16 protein-coding genes are annotated in these 18,791 nt (G+C 39.6%); 12 read left to right on the top strand and 4 right to left on the bottom strand.

The window, feature by feature from the left end; genetic code table 11:
- Nucleotides 1-10: 10 nt before the first annotated feature.
- Together ACTWP7_RS06010 and ACTWP7_RS06005 are read right to left on the bottom strand one after the other, a co-directional pair.
- The gene (locus ACTWP7_RS06010; RefSeq protein WP_443122410.1) at nucleotides 11-853 is read right to left on the bottom strand and encodes an STAS domain-containing protein; all 843 of its coding nucleotides are present in this window, start codon (nucleotides 851-853) and stop codon (nucleotides 11-13) included.
- A gap of 225 nt (nucleotides 854-1,078) precedes the next feature.
- Entirely contained in the window at nucleotides 1,079-2,416 is a 1,338-nt protein-coding gene (locus ACTWP7_RS06005; RefSeq protein ID WP_443122409.1) for a sugar porter family MFS transporter, read from the bottom strand.
- Between the two features lie 378 nt (nucleotides 2,417-2,794).
- Here ACTWP7_RS06005 and ACTWP7_RS06000 point away from each other — a divergent pair, with 378 nt between their 5' ends.
- The 3 genes from ACTWP7_RS06000 to ACTWP7_RS05990 all read left to right on the top strand — a co-directional run bounded on the left by ACTWP7_RS06000 (nucleotide 2,795) and on the right by ACTWP7_RS05990 (nucleotide 5,204).
- Nucleotides 2,795-3,562: an SDR family NAD(P)-dependent oxidoreductase gene (locus ACTWP7_RS06000; RefSeq protein ID WP_443122408.1), complete on the top strand. Its 768-nt coding sequence runs from the start codon at nucleotides 2,795-2,797 to the stop codon at nucleotides 3,560-3,562.
- A gap of 71 nt (nucleotides 3,563-3,633) precedes the next feature.
- Nucleotides 3,634-4,671 carry a DUF2332 domain-containing protein gene (locus ACTWP7_RS05995; RefSeq protein ID WP_443122407.1) on the top strand — a complete coding sequence of 346 codons (1,038 nt, stop codon included), beginning with the start codon at nucleotides 3,634-3,636 and terminating at the stop codon, nucleotides 4,669-4,671.
- Nucleotides 4,672-4,760: 89 nt separating this feature from the next.
- A complete protein-coding gene (locus tag ACTWP7_RS05990; RefSeq protein ID WP_443122406.1) occupies nucleotides 4,761-5,204 on the top strand; it encodes an Hsp20/alpha crystallin family protein in 444 nt (147 codons plus the stop codon).
- 94 nt (nucleotides 5,205-5,298) lie between these two features.
- Here ACTWP7_RS05990 and ACTWP7_RS05985 read toward each other — a convergent pair whose 3' ends face one another.
- The gene (locus ACTWP7_RS05985; RefSeq protein ID WP_014643168.1) at nucleotides 5,299-5,829 is read right to left on the bottom strand and encodes a DUF420 domain-containing protein; all 531 of its coding nucleotides are present in this window, start codon (nucleotides 5,827-5,829) and stop codon (nucleotides 5,299-5,301) included.
- Between the two features lie 235 nt (nucleotides 5,830-6,064).
- Here ACTWP7_RS05985 and ACTWP7_RS05980 point away from each other — a divergent pair, with 235 nt between their 5' ends.
- Nucleotides 6,065-6,331, top strand: a complete 267-nt coding sequence (locus tag ACTWP7_RS05980) for a hypothetical protein (RefSeq protein WP_443122405.1) — start codon at nucleotides 6,065-6,067, stop codon at nucleotides 6,329-6,331.
- 114 nt (nucleotides 6,332-6,445) lie between these two features.
- Nucleotides 6,446-7,417, top strand: coding sequence for a UV DNA damage repair endonuclease UvsE (gene uvsE / locus ACTWP7_RS05975; RefSeq protein ID WP_443122404.1), 972 nt, complete (start codon nucleotides 6,446-6,448; stop codon nucleotides 7,415-7,417).
- 110 nt (nucleotides 7,418-7,527) lie between these two features.
- Here uvsE and rlmN read toward each other — a convergent pair whose 3' ends face one another.
- A complete protein-coding gene (gene rlmN, locus ACTWP7_RS05970; protein ID WP_443122403.1) occupies nucleotides 7,528-8,613 on the bottom strand; it encodes a 23S rRNA (adenine(2503)-C(2))-methyltransferase RlmN in 1,086 nt (361 codons plus the stop codon).
- 997 nt (nucleotides 8,614-9,610) lie between these two features.
- Here rlmN and ACTWP7_RS05965 point away from each other — a divergent pair.
- From ACTWP7_RS05965 to ACTWP7_RS05935, 7 genes are all read left to right on the top strand, one after another.
- Nucleotides 9,611-10,117, top strand: a complete 507-nt coding sequence (locus ACTWP7_RS05965; RefSeq protein WP_443122402.1) for a universal stress protein — start codon at nucleotides 9,611-9,613, stop codon at nucleotides 10,115-10,117.
- Nucleotides 10,118-10,296: 179 nt separating this feature from the next.
- Nucleotides 10,297-11,289 carry a LacI family DNA-binding transcriptional regulator gene (locus ACTWP7_RS05960; protein ID WP_014643174.1) on the top strand — a complete coding sequence of 331 codons (993 nt, stop codon included), beginning with the start codon at nucleotides 10,297-10,299 and terminating at the stop codon, nucleotides 11,287-11,289.
- A gap of 236 nt (nucleotides 11,290-11,525) precedes the next feature.
- A complete protein-coding gene (locus tag ACTWP7_RS05955; protein WP_041601309.1) occupies nucleotides 11,526-12,821 on the top strand; it encodes an ABC transporter substrate-binding protein in 1,296 nt (431 codons plus the stop codon).
- Nucleotides 12,822-13,096: 275 nt separating this feature from the next.
- Entirely contained in the window at nucleotides 13,097-13,414 is a 318-nt protein-coding gene (locus ACTWP7_RS05950) for a metal-sensing transcriptional repressor (protein WP_014643176.1), read from the top strand.
- 13 nt (nucleotides 13,415-13,427) lie between these two features.
- Nucleotides 13,428-15,833, top strand: a complete 2,406-nt coding sequence (locus ACTWP7_RS05945; RefSeq protein ID WP_443122401.1) for a heavy metal translocating P-type ATPase — start codon at nucleotides 13,428-13,430, stop codon at nucleotides 15,831-15,833.
- Between the two features lie 151 nt (nucleotides 15,834-15,984).
- Complete coding sequence (locus tag ACTWP7_RS05940) at nucleotides 15,985-16,311, top strand: four-helix bundle copper-binding protein (protein WP_443122400.1); 327 nt, start codon at nucleotides 15,985-15,987, stop codon at nucleotides 16,309-16,311.
- Between the two features lie 144 nt (nucleotides 16,312-16,455).
- Nucleotides 16,456-18,486, top strand: a complete 2,031-nt coding sequence (locus tag ACTWP7_RS05935; RefSeq protein WP_443122399.1) for a heavy metal translocating P-type ATPase — start codon at nucleotides 16,456-16,458, stop codon at nucleotides 18,484-18,486.
- The last annotated feature ends 305 nt before the right edge of the window (nucleotides 18,487-18,791 follow it).

Raw genomic sequence — 18,791 nt, 5'->3', positions numbered from 1 at the left:
TTTTTTACAGCTAAAAATTGAATTCCTTTAATGCTTGCTGGAGGTTGCCTTTGACTTTAAGATGATTTGGCTTCAAACCTAATGACACCATTGTATGAGAGATTTCCGGGCGAATCCCGGTTATAATTGTCTCTACGCCTATTAAATTAAGGGATTCGATGATTCTAAACAGTTGATTGGCCACCATTGTATCAATTGTAGAGACTCCAGAAAGGTCTATGATCAAGTGATCTAAATGTAATTTTTCTGCCTGGCTCAGCGTCTCTTCCATTAAGTAATGAGCTCTCTCCGTATCTATTGCACCAAGCAAAGGTAAAATACCTGTACTTGGACCAAGCGGAACTACAGGAACAGATAAAGCAAGATAAGAGGTTCGGGCACTCTCAAGCGACTGCTGCAAAGAGGTTACATAGGAATGACTAAAATGATAGACAGCTGTATCCAGTAAAGGATCTATGACGGCGCGTATCTTAAAAATCGTTTCAGCTGAGAATTGATTATTGATCGAGTGATCGCGGATGAACTTCCATAGATAATCTCTATAGAAACTCGTATCTTTTAAGGATTCTTCCAAGTCTGCTCCTAATGAAAAGAAATAATGTCCATTATCTTCTGCCCATTTCTTAATTTTATTGGAGGATGTATGGGAATCCAATTGTTCTGCTAATGATTCTCCAAAAATCTGTATAAATCTGACTCGGGTATCGATTACATGGGGTTTGATCTTTTGAAAATCCGACTTTTGCGCAATGGTCATCGGAACGTGAGCCATTCGTTCATCGTGAATTTCCTGAGCAATCGAGTGCTTATGTTGTAAAATTAATTCCCCGATTAGTTGCGGTCCATTTGACATATATTCATTCCTCTCTCTATCTGAAAAAAGTTGAATCTTGGTAGACTATAGATCAATTGTAACTTATTTACATAAATCAGGATAATCATAACTGTTTACGGAAAAGATTGTTTTCAACAATCCGATAGTATAAATAAATATCTATTAAAATCATCAACAAAGTTTAACTAATCCTCACAAATAAGAGCACCATCATTTGATAGTGCTCTTAAAAACAAGAATGATCTATGAAGCTTCGCCTCTTAAATCCCTTTCGATATCCTCCAGACTGCGTCCTTTGGTTTCAGGTACAAATTTCATGACAAATAAGAAAGCAAGTACTCCGATGCCTGCAAAAATGACAAAGACCCAAGCTGTTCCCAGGGCTCCCAGCATAACAGGGAAGAAAAGGGACACAATCAGGTTAGCTAAGGAAAGTAATAGAGTGGTGAAACCTGTGGCTGCTCCTCTTGCTTTAAGAGGGAATAACTCAGGTAGCATTACCCAGACAACAGGTCCCCAGGTTGCTGAGAAAAACATGATAAACAATCCTAAGAATACCACGGTCATCCACGCTATGGCTGTGGTCAGTTCTGCTGTAAATAGTATAGTCGCAAGCACGGCGAGGCTGAGGGTCATCCCCACATTTCCTATTAGTAGCAGTTTTTTGCGGCCTAATTTGTCAATCGTTGCAATAGCAACCAGCGTCATTAGCACGTTAACGATACCAATTCCCAGTGTACCTAAGATCGAAGCCGCATTTCCAAGCCCGGCCTTAGTAAAAATAGTGGGCGCATAATATATGACAGCATTGATACCTATAAATTGCTGGAAGATCGCAATTCCGCTTCCGACGAGAAGCATAGGACGAACCCATTTTGATTTCAGTACATCCCAAGTACTTTCTTCCACTTCTTCAATCTTTTTCATTTGTTTAATCTCGTCATCGATTTCACTTTGCTGACGGGTAAGAGCCATGATTTTACGGGCCTCTTTTTCACGATTATGTTTGATAAGCCACCTGGGGCTCTCCGGCATGAACAGGACTCCAATCATTAATATAAGAGCCGGTACTGAAGCTAGTCCAAGCATCCAGCGCCAGCCTTCAATGGGAGTGAAGGCATAATTGACTAAGTAAGCAAGTACAATACCAATTGTGATCATCAGTTGGTTAAGGGAGGCAAGTGAACCACGCTGGTGTGTAGGTGCCATTTCAGATAAATATACGGGCACAATAGCTGTTGAACCACCGACAGCTAAACCAAGAATGACACGCCCTGTAATCAGAATCGCAGCGTTAGGAGATAGAGCTAATACTAGAGAGCCTATTAAGTAGATGAGCGCAATGACAAATACAACGCGTCTCCTCCCGAAGCGGTCCGATACATAACCGCTCATTCCTGCGCCAACAATAGCACCAACGAGCAGAGAACTCACAACTACTCCTTCAAGAAAGTTGGAGAGCGGTATATCTTGATTAATGAATAAAAGAGCACCTGAAATCACTCCAGTGTCATATCCATATAGCAAACCGCCTAAGGCGCCGAAGAAAAATATCCATCCCTTACTTAAGTTCTTGTTCATAGAATGTAACCACCTCTTTGCAATTTGTGTGTCCAAATATTTTCCACTTCAATGGAAATCGCAAACATAATTGTATGAATTTAACATAATTGTTGGTAAACTAAGTAAAAGTTGAATAATAGTAACGGGTCAAGTTTTCAATAGAAACTTGGAAATTTCGAGATCAATAGGAAGTAGTAAGTTTATAGGATGATATCATTTATTTCGAGTATTGGATGGCCCAGTTGTTGAATAAACCCAATCTGCTTAACCGGCAGTTTGAATAGCTTCGTAATAAAAGTTTCTTTAGATGTAAGTCCTAACATTTGCCTTATAGTGAAAGGGTAGGGTTATGATAAGGAGGGATCATATTTCATAAAAGATGCAGGAGGATTTAATATGAAGTACACAGTTATCACTGGAGCCAGCTCAGGTATAGGTTATGAAGCAGCTCATGCCTTTGCAGCGCGCGGGAAACATGTAATCGTAGTCGCACGAAGAGAAGAAAAACTGGAAGAATTAAAAAATGAGATCCAGAAAAATCAACCTGATGTAAATGTAATTGTGAGGCCGGCAGATTTATCAGTCTCAGAAAATGTTTATCAATTATACGAAGACCTTAGTGAGTATGAATTAGAAACATGGATCAATAATGCTGGATTTGGTAATTTCGATCCTATAGCTGAACACGACCTCTCTAAAATAGAGAAGATGCTTCGATTAAACAACGAAGCTCTAACGATTCTCTCATCCTTATTTGTGCGGGATTATGAAAATAAAGCAGGAACCCAGCTTATTAATGTCTCCTCTGGTGGAGGGTACACCATTGTGGCTGACGCAGTAACCTATTGTGCAACGAAGTTTTTTGTGAGTGCGTTTACGGAGGGACTAGCACAGGAGTTATCTGGTAAAGGAGCTGCTATGCAGGCGAAAGTACTCGCACCGGCAGCTACTGAGACGGAATTTATAAATCGTTCGTTTGATAATGATGAGCTGAAATACGAAGGAAATGTACCAAAATACCATACAGCTAAGGAAATGGCTCAATTTCTATTAGAATTATATGATAGTGATCAAGTAGTTGGAATCGTAGATGGAAAAACCTACGAGTTTCATTTACAAGATCCTATTTATCCGTATGTTTCCCGCTCAACTGATTCAGATTAATGATTAAAAGAAAAGCGCAATTCAAACTCTGGATTGCGCTTTTTTACATACGAATAGGGGAGATAAGGGACATGAATAGTAAGTTAGCCAGTATCTACCGTACATTTGCTCAAGAAGAATGCAGAGGAGTAAGCCGTTTATATGAAGTACTAGCCAGGAATATTGCTGAAGATGAGGAAGTACTGAACTTATCTGAAAAAGTAAAGGAAGGCCAGCCGGTACCTAATTTACTTTTTGGAGCAGTACATTATTTATTACTTCAAGGCAAGCCGCATAAACTTAAGCATTTTTATGGAAGTATGACGGATCATCCTAAGGAGCCTGAAAAATCATTTCCATATTTTAAAAATTTCTGCAGGATGTACTCGAAGGAAATTGGATCACTATTACAGACAAAATTAGTACAGACAAATGAAGTGCGGAGATGTGCCTATCTTTACCCGGTTTTTTGCGAAGTTTACCGTTTAACCAAGAAGCCACTGGCTATGATCGAGCTTGGATCAAGTGCCGGGTTACAACTGTTATGGGATCAATATTCATACGTATATGAAGGGGAAGAAGTATATGGAAACAGAAACTCATCGCTTCTTTTGTCTTCAGAAGTAAGGACAGGTACTGCCCCTTTTTTATTAAAAACGTCACCACCTGCTGGTAAACGAATCGGAGTGGATCTGAATATTTCAGATTTAACTATTGAAGAAGAATACCTGTGGTTAAAAGCCTTGATTTGGCCTGAGCATAATGAACGAAGGCTCCTTTTTGAGAAAGCTTCCTTGCATTATACGAAAAATCCTCCCAATCTTGTAGAAGGAAACGCTGTCGAACTGTTGGAAACTCTTGCTGCAAACGTACCAGCAAATGAAACCCTATGTATTTTTCATACCCATGTAGCCAACCAGTTTTCTCCTTCGATGAAAAAGGACTTACTTTATAAAATCCGACAGATTGGCAAGCGAAGGAATGTTTTTCATATTTATAATAATATGGATGATCAGAAACTCCATGTAGACGCTGTTATCAATCAGAAGGAACAGAGGCATACCATTGGACAGACCGATGGACATGGCCGCTGGTTTGAGTGGCATCCTCCCCGTATCATATTCGACTAATCATTCTTTCACTTAAATTGGTGAATCTGCCCAGAACACTTGGCAGCCCCTAACATAGAGTGATAGGGAAAGCAGGGGGGATGAGTGTGATGAGTCAGCAGGGTGAGCAATTTCCAAAACTATTGAATGATGCCTTCCATAAAATCGTTCGATCAATGGATTCGTACTTTAGTCAGTCCATAAAACAACTGGGGGATTTTTTACATGAGCATACCTTTCCAGTCACACTACAGGACATCAATAACGAAGTCATTATTCAAGCACAGCTTCCTGAAGCTGATCGCAGTCAGATTGAAGTTGAAATTATAGGGAACCATATACGGATTGCTGTCCAACATACAGAAGTTACCGAAATGAGGAATGACCAGCATCATCAATATCACAGGCAGCAGACCCGGCAGGTAATGGAACGAACGGTTACTCTTCCTTTCATCATTTCGGAAAAAGACACACTTGCACATTTCGACAATGGCATTTTGACGATTAAAACGCCAAAAAGATACCCAAACAGTGGGTATATAGATATTGAGTAAAGCTATTCCTCGTGGAAAGCTTTTTCATGCCTCAAGATCTTAAAAAAGCCCGCTTTTGGAAATTCATTTCCAAAAGCGGGCTTTTTCGTTATGATTAGTAGTATGGAGAGATCATCAGGTACACAATCACTCCTGTTAAACTCACGTACAGCCAAATAGGCATAGTCCACCTTGCAATTTTACGATGCTTGTCTACTTTCATAGCGAGACCGCGGAACAGAGTAATCAACGCCAGTGGAACAATGACAATAGCCAGTAAAATATGAGAAATGAGGATGAAGTAGTAAATATACTGTAAAACCCCTTCACCTCCATAGGATGTGGACGAAGACATAGAGTGATACGTTAGGTATGAAACCAGAAAAAGGGCTGTAGTTGTAAACGCTGCAAGAATAAAACGCTTATGCCACGTCACATTTTTACGAATGATCATAAACAGCGCAGCTAGTAAGAAGACAAAAGTAAATGAATTTAATATCGCATTCAAAAGGGGGAGCAACTTAATGTTGAAACCAGTCCCACTTTCTATTTCAGGAACAAACAATAAAGCTAACACAATGAGATTGATCGCTACGGAAAGACCAATCACCCATGGAACATAATTAAAATCTTTTTTTAACTCCACTATGATTCACCACCTCAAAAAACAAGTCATGTTAAGTATATCGAAATATAGCATTCACTTCATTAAGGAAAGGGCTGAAAAGGTGACGATAATGTTACATATCAGCATCTAATGAAGAATATTTTAGGAGGATTGGTTAGCCAATATAGAGCTTTAAACATAAACAACTGAAAAATAGAACTTAAATAATGACTGCGGATAATTATCTCTTGTTTGCAGGTGAAGGGGGCGGAGTATGAAATTTCAAAAGAAAAACCAATACCTTTATATGGCACTAGGGCATTTAGGGATGATCCTTGTAGGCTTAGGAGTTATGAGAATGATGTCTGTAATAAACGATTCAGTCGGGTTTGCGTTCACTTTTTTCGGATTTTTATTAATGAATATTTATATAAACGATTTGGAAAAGAAAATGGGATTTAGCAAGAAGGAGAAAGGGGCTTTCACTGCTGTATTTATCACAGTATTTGCAGCTTTATCTTTGTGGCTGTACGTAGAGTAAATTTGTAAATAAGGGTACCCTGTTTTTCAGCGTTCTTTTGATCAGGTGTTCATCCCTTACATAATCTTTGAGGGTTCGCAGAAACTAAGTTAAAAAAGAACCGGGTGATGGCAGATGACATTATACAGGCTGGGCTATGTGGCCATGAGCGTAAATCTTCAAAATGCTTCCCCTTCTCAAACCATGACGTATAAACGGTTTTCAGCGGTTCGAGACCGCGAAGCGGCGATTAGAAAACTTGAGCGTCTTTCTCAATCCAATATACAGAACTGTATAAGGCTCCTAAAGCATAATAAAACTCATGATATTGAATTCTTCAGGTTAAGCTCCCGCCTGGTACCACTTGCTACTCACGAAGCGTTAGAAAAGTGGGATTACCTGTCAGCCATTAAAGAAGATCTTAGCGAGCTGGGATCTTTAGCTGAAAAATGGGGGATAAGACTTGATTTCCATCCCGACCATTTCGTGGTCATTAATTCAATCGATAAAGAAATTTTTAAAACGTCGATGAAGGTTTTAAAGTATCACTACCTTTTACTGCATCAAATGAACCTTGATCCAACTCATCGATGTGTGATTCACCTGGGAGGAAGGTACCGGGATAAAGAAAAATCGCTGGAACGCTTTATAGACAACTGGGCCTTCGTTCCGAAGGGGATTCAGAAGATGATTATGATTGAAAATGACGACACCTCTTATACACTTGAAAATTGTTTGTACGTTTGTGAGAAGTTAAATATCCCCCTTGTTTTTGATATCCATCATCATCTTGCCAATTATGACAACGAACAGTGGGAATCCAACTGGGGACGTGTTTTACATACATGGTCCCGTTCACCCTTATCCGTAAAAATGCACATATCCAGTCCGAAAAGTCAGCACGAGTTTAAAAGTCATGCAGATTTTGTTGATGTGGAATTATTTCTTGATTTTGTCAAAAAAACTACCGGGTCAACCGATCAAATTGACTGTATGATCGAAGCTAAAAAGAAGGACGAAGCACTTTTTGTATTAGTAGAAGAATTGAAGAAACATTCAAATGTAATTATGGAGAGCGAAAGTACATTTAGGTGGAAAGCAGATTGAGATAAGTATAGAGCAGCTAAAGAAACGAATAGAGGGATGGGGGGCTTTTTTTAGAAGATAGGAAACACCGAACCCTGATTAAAAAAGCATGAGGCCGAGGCCTCATGCTTTTAATTGGTTTGTAATTTTTTCTGTTTGCGCGCTTTTTCTTTTTCAATTTGTTTACTTCTAAGCTGACCACATGCTGCATCTATATCTGTTCCATGTTCGGTACGGACACCGCATTTAATTCCGCGATCCATCAATGTCTGATAAAAGGTAAGAATGGATTCTTTCTCACTACGTTCATATGGGTTATCCGCTACAGGATTGTAAGGAATCAAGTTTACGTAAGAGAGATGCTTTTTATTTTGCAGAAGATCAGCGAGTTCTTCAGCTTCTTTCTTATGATCATTAACATCTTTAAGAAGAATGTATTCAAACGTAATCCGCCGGTTTGTTTTTTCAAGGTAGTAGTCAATGGCCGGCATTAGCTTTTCAAGGGGATATGCCCGGTTAATTTTCATAATCTGAGTCCGAAGATCGTTGTTTGGCGCATGAATGGAAAGCGCTAAGTTGATCTGGATACCTTCGTCGGCAAACTCGTACATTTTCGGTGCAATCCCACTTGTAGAAACAGTAATGTGACGAGCACCGATAGATAGACCTTTTTGATCGTTGACAACCTTAAGGAAGTCGATCAAGTTATCATAGTTATCGAATGGTTCACCTATTCCCATTACCACAATGTGGCTGACACGTTCATCATTTTGTTGTTTGTCAAGGTGCTGCTGCACTTGCATAATCTGCTCAACAATCTCACCGCCTGATAAATCGCGGTTTTTTTTCAGTACGCCACTCGCACAGAAGGAACACCCAATATTACATCCTACCTGTGTCGTAACGCATACTGATAATCCATAGTTAAATCTCATAAGAACAGTTTCTATAATATTTCCATCATGTAATTTAAACAGAAATTTGACCGTTCCATCTTGTGATTCTTGTTTTATTTCCTCGGTTAACGTTTCAATTGTAAAATGTTCCTGTAGAAGATCAATACAAGATTGGTTCACATTCTTCATCTGAGAAAAATCAGTTATACGCTTTTGGTAAAGCCAATTCCAAATTTGTTTGGCTCGGAACTTTTTCTCACCATGCTCTGTGACCCAGTCCGTCAGTTGATCAAACGTTAAACCATAAATGGATGGTTTCATAAATACGCTCCTCTATAAAAAAGTTCACTATTTCTATCATAATGGATACAGCTTCAACTTACAACCTTCCACTGAATGTTCTAATTTTTGCTTAATTAAAGACTCTATTAAACCTCCGTGTTGATCCTAAAGTAAAGCTCCCTTTTCTGTAAGACTCAGTTTCGAGATAAATGGGTCCGTTACTCTATGTGGAGGGCTGGTGGGGAAATAACTCGCTTTCCTATGGGGGAACGGTGAGCTTCCTCGATCGTTTCACTCCCTGCGGGATCTCACCTAGTTCCTTCTCCCATGGGAGTCTCGTCATTTCCCCACCACCCCAACTATAATGTTGCGAACGGACCCTTCCAGAAGAGATTGGTTCTCCTCCGTAATCTGTATGAAATGCTTTCATGACGGGCGATGTGTGTCGTTACATCCTAACTACATTGGATAATACTTCATTATGCAGGTGATGGTTGAAGTGGTTTCGAGCTTCTAATTTGGCAGGGTCCGGAGGGGGATGATGAAGACTCCTGCGGGATGAACATGATCGGTGAGACCCCGGAGAGCATAGCTCGAGGAGGCTCAGCACATGCCCGCGGAAAGCGAATCATCCCCCGCAGGACCTTTCTTCTCATAAAAACATCTCGAAACTGAGTCTTCAACTATACGGCCCTTTAGCGTAATAAGCTTCTTGTGAAAAATCTATTATAAACTTTAACAAAGCATAATTATAAGAATTGTAGTAAGAAGATTAAAGGGCTTTCTACTTATAACTTCCGCATTACTGCCTTAGAAATGCTATTCACTATTCAGATTTTAAGAGAAAATCTTTGGGAAAGGAAATAAAAGACTAGGGCTGATTAACATTACAGGCTAGATTTTACATAATCTGTTAAGCAATTGTTATCTAACTATAAAATTAATTAAGGCAACAGCGGGTATATATTAAATAAGCCCACTAAAACATGGGTGATGCTGGATATTCCTTATTCAATAGTGGAAAGGATGAAGTTTAATGTATAACAAAGTAGTCGTAGCATATGATGGCTCAGAAGGAAGCGAGAAAGCTTTGACTCATGCAGTAGAATTAAGCAGAACCCAGCAATCACAAATCTCCGTGGTATTTGTAGAAAAAGAAAAGGATAAATACAAAAATAATACAGGTTTTAACATGACCATGCGTAATGACATGACGCTTGAAGAAGGAGGCGCGTACGTCGGGGGGTCTGAAGAGCGAATCAATGAAAAAGAAGTGGTGCAAAGTGAGCCAAGAGCTTACGCAGGAAACCACCCCATTTTTCTAGAGGTCAAAAGAAAACTTGAAGGTGAACAGATTCCCATTCAATATGAATGGCTGGAAGGCGATCCAGTGAATCAATTATGTAATTTTGCTTCCACTCATGAAGCAGATTTAATTGTAATTGGAAGTCGCGGTCACAGCGGCATCAAGAAATTTGTGATTGGCAGTGTGAGTGAAAAAGTAGCTAAAGGATCGGATATCCCCGTATTAATTGTAAAATAAAAAAGAAGTCCGGGCAGATTGCCTGGACTTCTTTTTTGATATAGTGCCGCCTTATAATGGGTTTTCTAAGAAGGTCTTATAATAAAAGATTTAAAATTAAATTGAATTATTCACAAGGTAAAGGGTAAAATGAGTATGAAACTGATTTCATAAAAGGATTAACAGAGGGGAGAATTGGAATGCCAACGATTTCAGATGTAGCAAGGATTACTGGACTTTCAAAATCGACGATTTCACGTGTGATTAATAATCATCCTTATATATCAAGTGATAAACGAGAAAAAGTATTAAAGGCCATGGAAGAAATCGGGTACTATCCAAATCCCTCCGCTAGAAGATTAAGAGGCCACACAACGAATACAATAGGGGTAATTGTCCCCCGGATTGTGAATCCTTTTTTTTCTTATTTAGTAAACTCTATTGAGCAGGAAGCATTTAAAAACAATTATCAAGTTATTATATTCCAAAGTAATGATCTCAAAGATAAGGAATTATATTTTCTTAACTTATTAAAAAACAGACAGGTAGACGGGATCATTATGACGTCAATAGAAAATGATTGGGAGACAATAGAACCTTACATGCAATATGGTCCCATCCTGCTTTGCAATGAGTACGTAAATCAATCTTCTGTATCTAAAGTAAGATTGGATCAGATGAAGGGTGCGTATATGGGTACGGAGCATCTAATTAACAAAGGACATCAAAAAATCGCGTATTGTACTGGGGGATTGTTTGCTGGATACGGTCGTGACCTTGATCGAAATACAGGCTACCAAAAAGCTATGGATAAACACCAATTAAGTCCTAACCCCAGCTGGATTTTTATTAAGAGACATTCCATTGAGGATGGAAAAAAAGTTGTGAAGGAAATCTTATCTATGAACGATAAACCTACAGCAATTTTCTCAGGCAGTGATGAAGTAGCGGCAGGAATTATCAGCGAAGCAAAAGAAAATGGTTTAAAGATTCCGGATGATTTAGCCGTGATTGGTTTTGATGATCAGCCTCTGGCCGAAATCGTAGAACCCAAACTGACCACGATTAAACAGCCAATTGATGAAATGGGAATCAAATCTGTAGAACTGTTGATCAAGATGATGAATAATAAAGATAGTATGGTTGAAGAGGTTCAACTGCCCATTCAATTAATAGAGAGAGAATCTACGTAATTTTATATATATTTAAATTTTGTCTTGAAAACGATTTCACAGTACCGTATAATACAAATTAATTCTTGATTAGCAATTTATCAGGAATTAGTATTTCGGATAAATGTGAAACCGATATCAGATCTGATAATTCCGTTATAATCCTACGGAGAATCCCTAAAAAGACTGGAATAATAATCAATGGAGAAACAAAAAAATTTTTAAGATTTATGAAACCGATATCATATAAAGGGAGGATGAAAGCTATGAAAACTTTTAAGTTATTAGCTCCAATTGTGTTATCAGGTACCTTGCTTGCGGGGTGCTCATTCTCATCAGGTGGCAGTTCGGATAATTCAGAAGATAAAATGACCATTGAAATTTTTCAAGGAAAAGTAGAATTCAATGATCAGTTTGAAGACTTGGCTGAACAATACGAGGAAAAAAATCCGAAGATTGATATTAAGATAAACAGTGTAGGCGGAGGATCTGATTATGCCAGTGCACTTAAAACACAATTTGCTTCTGGGGAGGAACCGGAAATATTCAGTATTGCTGGCCCGACAGAAGCGGCTAATTACGAACAGTATTTGGCTGATTTATCGGATACAAAAGCAAAGGAACTCGCTCTAAAGGGTTCATTGGAACCAGTCACTAAAAATGGGGAAATACATGGCCTTCCTTTTAATCAGGAAGGATACGGTTTCATCTATAATAAGAAAGTATTTGAAGAAGCAGGCGTCGATGCAAAATCGATTAAATCCTATGAAGATCTAGAGAAAGCTGTAAAAACACTCGATAGCCAAAAAGATCAATTAGGCATTAAAGAAGTTTTCGCCTTTCCGGGAAAGGAAAAATGGGTCCCAGGGAATCACTTATCAAATGTTTATTTAGCGCCTGAGTTCAATCAATCTGTTTTAGAAGCTTATGAATCAGATTCTGTAGAGTTTACAAAAGGAGAAGAATTTCAGAGAATGATCGACTTACAGGTGGATTATTCGATTCAACCAACACTGAATTTAGACTATTCCCAACAAGTAGAGAAATACTTTGCGCTTGAAGAGGTAGCCATGATTCAGCAGGGGAACTGGATTTATCCTTCTGTTCATCAACTTGCCCCAGAATTCGCTGAAAGTAATATGGGGATTATTCCTATTCCGGTGGATGGACAAGAAGGTAAACTGCCTGTAGGAATTCCAAACTACTGGGCTGTAAACAAAAACAGCAACGATGAAATCATTCAGGCATCTAAAGATTTTATTGACTGGATGTACACTTCAGAAGCGGGTAAAGAAGCTGTTCTGCAAGACTTTAAATTTATTCCTGCTTATAAAGAATTTGATACCTCAAAAATTGCTGATCCAATTTCAAAAGAAATCTATCAGTATGCATCAGAAGAAAAAACCACAGGCTGGGTATTTCTTGGATATCCGGGCACATGGGGAGATTATCTCGGGGGAAATGTACAAAAATATTTAAGTGACAAAATCACCTGGGAGGAACTTGAATCCGACTCCAAGAAGGAATGGGAAAAAATGGACCAACAACAATAAAATAGGCTTATTGACCATTCAGTTATATACTGGATGGTCTTTTTTTCATGTAATTAAGGAAAAAGTTGAAAAATTAACCTTCAATATTTGTCGAAACTTATCCTAACGACTATTATTGGGGTAGGGAAATAAACAATTCCTTTCACAATTAAAAGGAAGCTAATTGAATTTGGTAATAATGAAAAATAAAAGAAATCATCCTCTTATATTTAGCGTTAATTTGTTGACTTTAAATACCTATAAGGGGTATATTGATTAAGAAGGAGCGAGAAAAAATGGAAGACAATACCTTACCAGAAAATAGTGGGAAAAAGCCGGTTACACCTAGGACAGATGAAGAAAAACAATCTGTCATTAATCGATTAAAGCGAATCGAAGGTCAAGTGCGCGGTGTGCAAAAGATGGTGGAAGAAGACCGGTACTGTGTGGATACCCTTATTCAAATATCGGCTATTAACAAAGCTTTGAACCGAGTAGGCTATTCATTAATGGAGCGTCATACGCATCATTGTGTAGCCAGTGCGATTAGAAAAGGAGAAGGCGAAGAAGCCATTGATGAATTGATGAAGGTTGTCCAACAGTTCTCCAAATAAGGAGGATCAATGCATGAGTGAACGAAAAGAAATCAACTTGGGAATTACGGGAATGACATGTTCCGCTTGTTCTGCCCGTATTGAGAAAGTCCTGAATAAAATGGAGGGTGTCGAGGCAAGCGTTAATTTAACGATGGAAAATGCGACCATCACTTATAACAACGAGCAAGCGCAGCCTCAAGATATTAAAGAAAGAATTGAAAAGTTAGGCTATGGTGTACAGACAGATAAGTTAGAACTTGATATCCACGGAATGACGTGTGCTGCCTGTTCAACTCGTATTCAAAAAGGGTTAAGTCGTATGAACGGTATTGAAGAAGCTTCGGTGAACTTAACAACCGAGGCTGGCGTGATTGAATATCAGCCAGGGCTCGTCTCTACGGATCAGATTATAGAAAAAATCAAAGATTTAGGCTACGACGCTGTAATTAAAAAAGACCGTGATGACCAGAAAGATTATAAAGAGGAAGAGCTTAAAAGGAAAAAACGCCAGCTGTTCCTGTCTATCATTCTTTCTTTACCTCTTCTTTATACGATGATCGGTCACTTACCATGGGATTTGGGCATTCCTGTTCCAGAACTAATGATGAATCCATGGTTTCAATTTGTTCTGGCTACACCGGTTCAATTTTATATCGGAGCTCCTTTCTATGTCGGGGCTTACCGGGCCTTGAAGAATAAGAGTGCTAATATGGATGTGCTTGTAGCTTTGGGTACGTCCGCTGCTTATTTTTATAGTGTGGCAGAAGGAATTAGATGGCAGTTGAATCCGGACATTATGCCTGAATTGTATTTTGAAACAAGTGCCGTCCTGATTACATTGATCCTGGTTGGTAAATTATTTGAATCTCTCGCTAAAGGAAGGACTACGCAGGCGCTGACGAAACTTTTGAACCTGCAAGCCAAGGAAGCTACTGTGCTGCGAAATGGAACAGAAGAGAAAGTTCCAGTGGATCAAGTAGAAGTAGGAGATGTACTCCTTGTTAAACCAGGTGAGAAAATACCGGTAGATGGTACAATTATAAAAGGTACAACGTCTGTAGATGAATCGATGATTACTGGAGAATCCCTTCCCGTAGAGAAGTATGAGAAAGAAACAGTGATTGGTTCCACCATCAATAAAAATGGAACGATCCAAATGAAGGCTGAAAAAGTAGGGAAAGACACGGCCCTCGCGGGGATTGTGAAAATAGTGGAAGAAGCCCAAGGATCTAAAGCGCCTATTCAACGGACAGCAGATGTTATTTCCGGCATTTTTGTTCCCATTGTAGTTGGCATTGCGGTCATTACATTTGTGGTCTGGTATGCATTCGTTTCTCCCGGTCAACTTCCTCCTGCGCTTGAAGCAGCCATAGCAGTATTGGTTATTGCATGCCCATGTGCGCTTGGTCTTGCTACACCTACATCCATCATGGTTGGTACAGGTAAAGGAGCCGAGCAGGGTATCCTCTTTAAAGGGGGAGAATATTTGGAAGGTACTCAAGGACTGACGACGATTCTGCTTGATAAAACAGGTACGGTTACTAAAGGTAAACCGGAAGTCACGAACTTTGACACTGTCGAGCCCCATCAAACAGATGTCCTTAGTTATTTGGTTGCTGCTGAAAAAGCATCTGAACATCCACTCGCCGAAGCTATAGTAAATTATGGAGAAGAGAATGGTGTTACGCCGCAGGAAGCGGATGAATTCGAAGCCATCCCTGGGTATGGAATCAAAGCTAGAGTGGATGGAAAGCAGGTCTACGTTGGTACAAGAAAACTAATGAACCGCGAAACCATTGATTACACAGAGCTTGAGGATATTCTTTCTAATCATGAGACTGAAGGAAAAACTGCGATGCTTATTGCCGTAGAAGGAAAGCTTGCAGGTTATGTGGCTGTAGCAGATACCATTAAAGAAACATCGAAGCAAGCCATTCAGGACCTTAAAGATTTGGGGCTAAGCATCTATATGGTAACTGGCGATAACGAGAGAACAGCTGAAGCGATAGCCTCCCAAGTGGAAATAGACGGAGTATATGCCGAAGTTCTTCCTGAAGAAAAAGCTGAGAAGGTAAAAAGACTTCAGGAAAAAGGAGAGAAAGTTGCTATGGTCGGAGATGGAATCAATGATGCTCCCTCTCTGGCTACGGCGGATATTGGGATAGCCATTGGTACAGGTTCAGATGTAGCCATTGAAACTGCTGATCTCACTTTAATCGGCGGCGACCTTGAGAACTTGAGCAAAGCGATCAAGCTCAGTCGTAAAACCATGGCCAATATTAAACAAAACATGTTTTGGGCATTAGCTTATAACTCTGCCGGTATTCCGATTGCTGCTATCGGCTTACTCGCCCCATGGGTAGCTGGAGCGGCCATGGCTTTCAGTTCTGTCAGTGTGGTCAGCAACGCTCTTCGTCTGAAAAGAGTAAAAATATAAGTGCGAAAATTTATGAAGAAACTCGCCTGCGGGCGGGTTTTTTCTATGAATTTTTACAAATTTGGATTTTTTATGGAAAAATAGTTTAACGGGATACGGGTATAGGGTACTTGAATTTATGTAATCAATTTTAAAGGAGGATGTTTAATTTATGTCTCATGAACAGTACCAGTCAGTAATTGAAGCGTTGCACGAATGTATGGAAGCATGTAATCACTGCTATGATGCTTGTCTAAAAGAAGACAATGTAGCACATATGGTGGATTGCATCCGTCTTGATCGCGAATGTGCAGATATGTGCGGTTTCCTTGAGCAGGCCTTAGTAAGAGATACTCCTTTTGCTAAAGAGCTCGCGAGTGTATGCGCTCAAATGTGTGAAGCATGCGGAAATGAATGCAAAAAACACGATCATGACCACTGCCAGAAGTGTGCAGAAGCGTGCTTTAAATGTGCAGACGCTTGTAAAAGCATAGCTTAATAAAATTTGTACATGCTAAAGGTCACAAGTTCTTTAAAAAGAGCTTGTGACTTTTTTGCAGTCATAATAATTATTTTAAGTTTATAAATACCCCTACGCGGTAAAAGTATAAATGTGATATTTTTTTACGAGGAGGAATAAGCGATGGATCATCAACATAATCACACAGATGCTCAAGATGAAGAACAGCATCATCATGAACATGGAAACCACGACGGACATGAAGGTCACGATCACGGCAGTATGATTGAGGATTTTAAACGCAGGTTTTATATTTCCTTACTAGTTACTATACCTATTCTTATTTTGTCACCTATGATCCAGGACTTTATTGGATTAGAATTATCCTTTCCTTATGACCAATATGTGTTGTTTGGATTAGCAACTTTCGTCTTCTTTTATGGTGGATGGCCATTTCTTACAGGATCAATTGATGAACTTAAAAATAAAAACCCAGGAATGATGACTCTAATAGGTTTGGCTATTGTCGTTGCATATGGATATAGTTCACTTGTTATTTTTGGTTGGTCAGGCCGGAACTTCTTCTGGGAACTGGCGACTTTGATCGATATCATGCTCCTTGGCCATTGGATTGAAATGAAATCCGTGATGGGCGCATCAAATGCGCTTCAAGAGTTAGTAAAACTCATGCCTAACGAAGCTCACCGACTAAACGCTGATGGAAAAACAGAAGATGTGCCACTTAGTGAACTTGGCGCAGATGACTTGGTACTTGTAAAACCAGGAGAGAAAATACCGGTGGACGGTATTATTACTGAGGGAAAATCAGCCATAGACGAATCCATGTTGACGGGCGAATCCGTACCCGTAGAAAAAGGAAAAGATCATGAAGTTATAGGGGGCTCCATAAATAAGGAAGGCAGCTTGACTATTCAAGTTCAAAAAACGGGAGATAACACATATTTATCCCAGGTTATTACGCTGGTTCAAGAAGCTCAGAACTCTAAATCAAGAGCCCAGGACTTCGCGAACCGGGCTGCTAAGTGGTTGTTTTATTTAGCGCTTGTATCTGGATTCAGTACGTTTATTATATGGATGGCTCTAGGCTTTCCTTTTGATACAGCTGTAGAACGAATGGTCACCGTAATGGTTATTACCTGTCCACATGCTTTGGGGCTCGCTGCTCCTCTTGTTGTAGCCGTTTCCACCTCTTTGTCAGCCAAACAGGGTCTGCTCATTAGAAATCGTACTCAATTCGAAAATGCGAGAAACATTGATGCAGTTATTTTTGATAAAACAGGGACCCTGACAAAAGGGGAATTCGGCGTTACAGACATTGTCCCTCAGGAAAGTTATGAAACGAATCAATTGCTGTACTGGGCGGCAAGTGTTGAACAAAATTCCGAGCACCCGCTTGCGCGAGGAATATTGGATAAAGCTCAACAAGAAAATGTTTCTTTAAGTAAAGTGGAAGAGTTTGAGTCCATGACTGGACAAGGACTTCAAGGAAAAGTGGAAAATAGACTTGTAAAAGTGGTTAGTCCAGGCTACGTACAGGACGAGGGATATTCTTACGATACGGATACATTTAATGAGTTATCGGAAGAAGGAAAGACGGTTGTCTTTGTTTTAATTGATCAAAACTATGCAGGAATGATTGCTCTTGCTGATATGGTACGTGAGTCTGCGAAAGAAACCGTAGCTGAGTTAAAGAAAAACAACATTCGCTCCGTTATGCTTACAGGTGATAACCAAAAGGTAGCAGATTGGGTAGCTAAGCAAATCGGTATAGACGAAGTATATGCGGAAGTAATGCCAGATCATAAATCCGATCAAGTGAAGAAAATTCAGGGTGAAGGAAGAAAAGTCGCCATGACAGGAGATGGAATAAATGATGCTCCTGCTCTCGCTACCGCCGATGTAGGAATTGCTATTGGAAGCGGAACAGATGTCGCAGTGGAAACAGCTGATATTGTTCTTGTGAAAAGCAATCCAAAAGATATCCTTTCCATTCTCAAACTATCGAAAAACACGTATAAGAAAATGGTCCAGAATCTATGGTGGGCTGCTGGCTATAATATTTTCGCCATTCCCCTTGCGGCAGGTGTTCTTGCTCCAATTGGAATTGTTCTAAGTCCAGCTGTTGGAGCTATCTTAATGAGCTTTAGTACCGTTGTAGTGGCAATCAATGCAAAGTTATTAAAAGCGGAGTAGATGGATCTTGTCAGGTTAAAGCTTTGTAAGTGCTGTTTCCTTCTATTATTCATAAGCAAAAAAACTATAGTAGAATCCAGGGGGCATGCAGAATCATTTTTCCGTGATACTGTTCGCCCCCTGTGGCATTCTGTACGGCAGAAAAATAAGGTGCACCTACCCAAAAAGGTTCTAAAAATGCGGCGTATCTTATCCTTTTGAGTTTGGTTCTACTAGAGCTATCACTCTGGTCCATCTGTCTTAAATCTTATTTCATACAAGTCTTTCCTTCTGCAGAAGCATTTGAACACTTATATTTATTAAAT

Origin of the sequence: Halobacillus sp. B29 (assembly GCF_052246755.1) — a bacterium.
Lineage (GTDB): Bacteria > Bacillota > Bacilli > Bacillales > Halobacillaceae > Halobacillus > Halobacillus halophilus.
The sequence above is the reverse complement of the archived record's forward strand: the minus strand, read 5'-3'. Positions and strand labels throughout refer to the sequence as shown.

What these genes read in the sequence shown, in the direction of transcription:
- ACTWP7_RS06010 (WP_443122410.1), bottom strand. Translation starts at nt 853, where the DNA reads ATGTCAAATGGACCGCAACTAATCGGGGAATTAATTTTACAACATAAG.
- ACTWP7_RS06005 (WP_443122409.1), bottom strand. Translation starts at nt 2,416, where the DNA reads ATGAACAAGAACTTAAGTAAGGGATGGATATTTTTCTTCGGCGCCTTA.
- ACTWP7_RS06000 (WP_443122408.1), top strand. Translation starts at nt 2,795, where the DNA reads ATGAAGTACACAGTTATCACTGGAGCCAGCTCAGGTATAGGTTATGAA.
- ACTWP7_RS05995 (WP_443122407.1), top strand. Translation starts at nt 3,634, where the DNA reads ATGAATAGTAAGTTAGCCAGTATCTACCGTACATTTGCTCAAGAAGAA.
- ACTWP7_RS05990 (WP_443122406.1), top strand. Translation starts at nt 4,761, where the DNA reads ATGAGTCAGCAGGGTGAGCAATTTCCAAAACTATTGAATGATGCCTTC.
- ACTWP7_RS05980 (WP_443122405.1), top strand. Translation starts at nt 6,065, where the DNA reads ATGAAATTTCAAAAGAAAAACCAATACCTTTATATGGCACTAGGGCAT.
- uvsE (WP_443122404.1), top strand. Translation starts at nt 6,446, where the DNA reads ATGACATTATACAGGCTGGGCTATGTGGCCATGAGCGTAAATCTTCAA.
- rlmN (WP_443122403.1), bottom strand. Translation starts at nt 8,613, where the DNA reads ATGAAACCATCCATTTATGGTTTAACGTTTGATCAACTGACGGACTGG.
- ACTWP7_RS05965 (WP_443122402.1), top strand. Translation starts at nt 9,611, where the DNA reads ATGTATAACAAAGTAGTCGTAGCATATGATGGCTCAGAAGGAAGCGAG.
- ACTWP7_RS05960 (WP_014643174.1), top strand. Translation starts at nt 10,297, where the DNA reads ATGCCAACGATTTCAGATGTAGCAAGGATTACTGGACTTTCAAAATCG.
- ACTWP7_RS05955 (WP_041601309.1), top strand. Translation starts at nt 11,526, where the DNA reads ATGAAAGCTATGAAAACTTTTAAGTTATTAGCTCCAATTGTGTTATCA.
- ACTWP7_RS05950 (WP_014643176.1), top strand. Translation starts at nt 13,097, where the DNA reads ATGGAAGACAATACCTTACCAGAAAATAGTGGGAAAAAGCCGGTTACA.
- ACTWP7_RS05945 (WP_443122401.1), top strand. Translation starts at nt 13,428, where the DNA reads ATGAGTGAACGAAAAGAAATCAACTTGGGAATTACGGGAATGACATGT.
- ACTWP7_RS05940 (WP_443122400.1), top strand. Translation starts at nt 15,985, where the DNA reads ATGTCTCATGAACAGTACCAGTCAGTAATTGAAGCGTTGCACGAATGT.
- ACTWP7_RS05935 (WP_443122399.1), top strand. Translation starts at nt 16,456, where the DNA reads ATGGATCATCAACATAATCACACAGATGCTCAAGATGAAGAACAGCAT.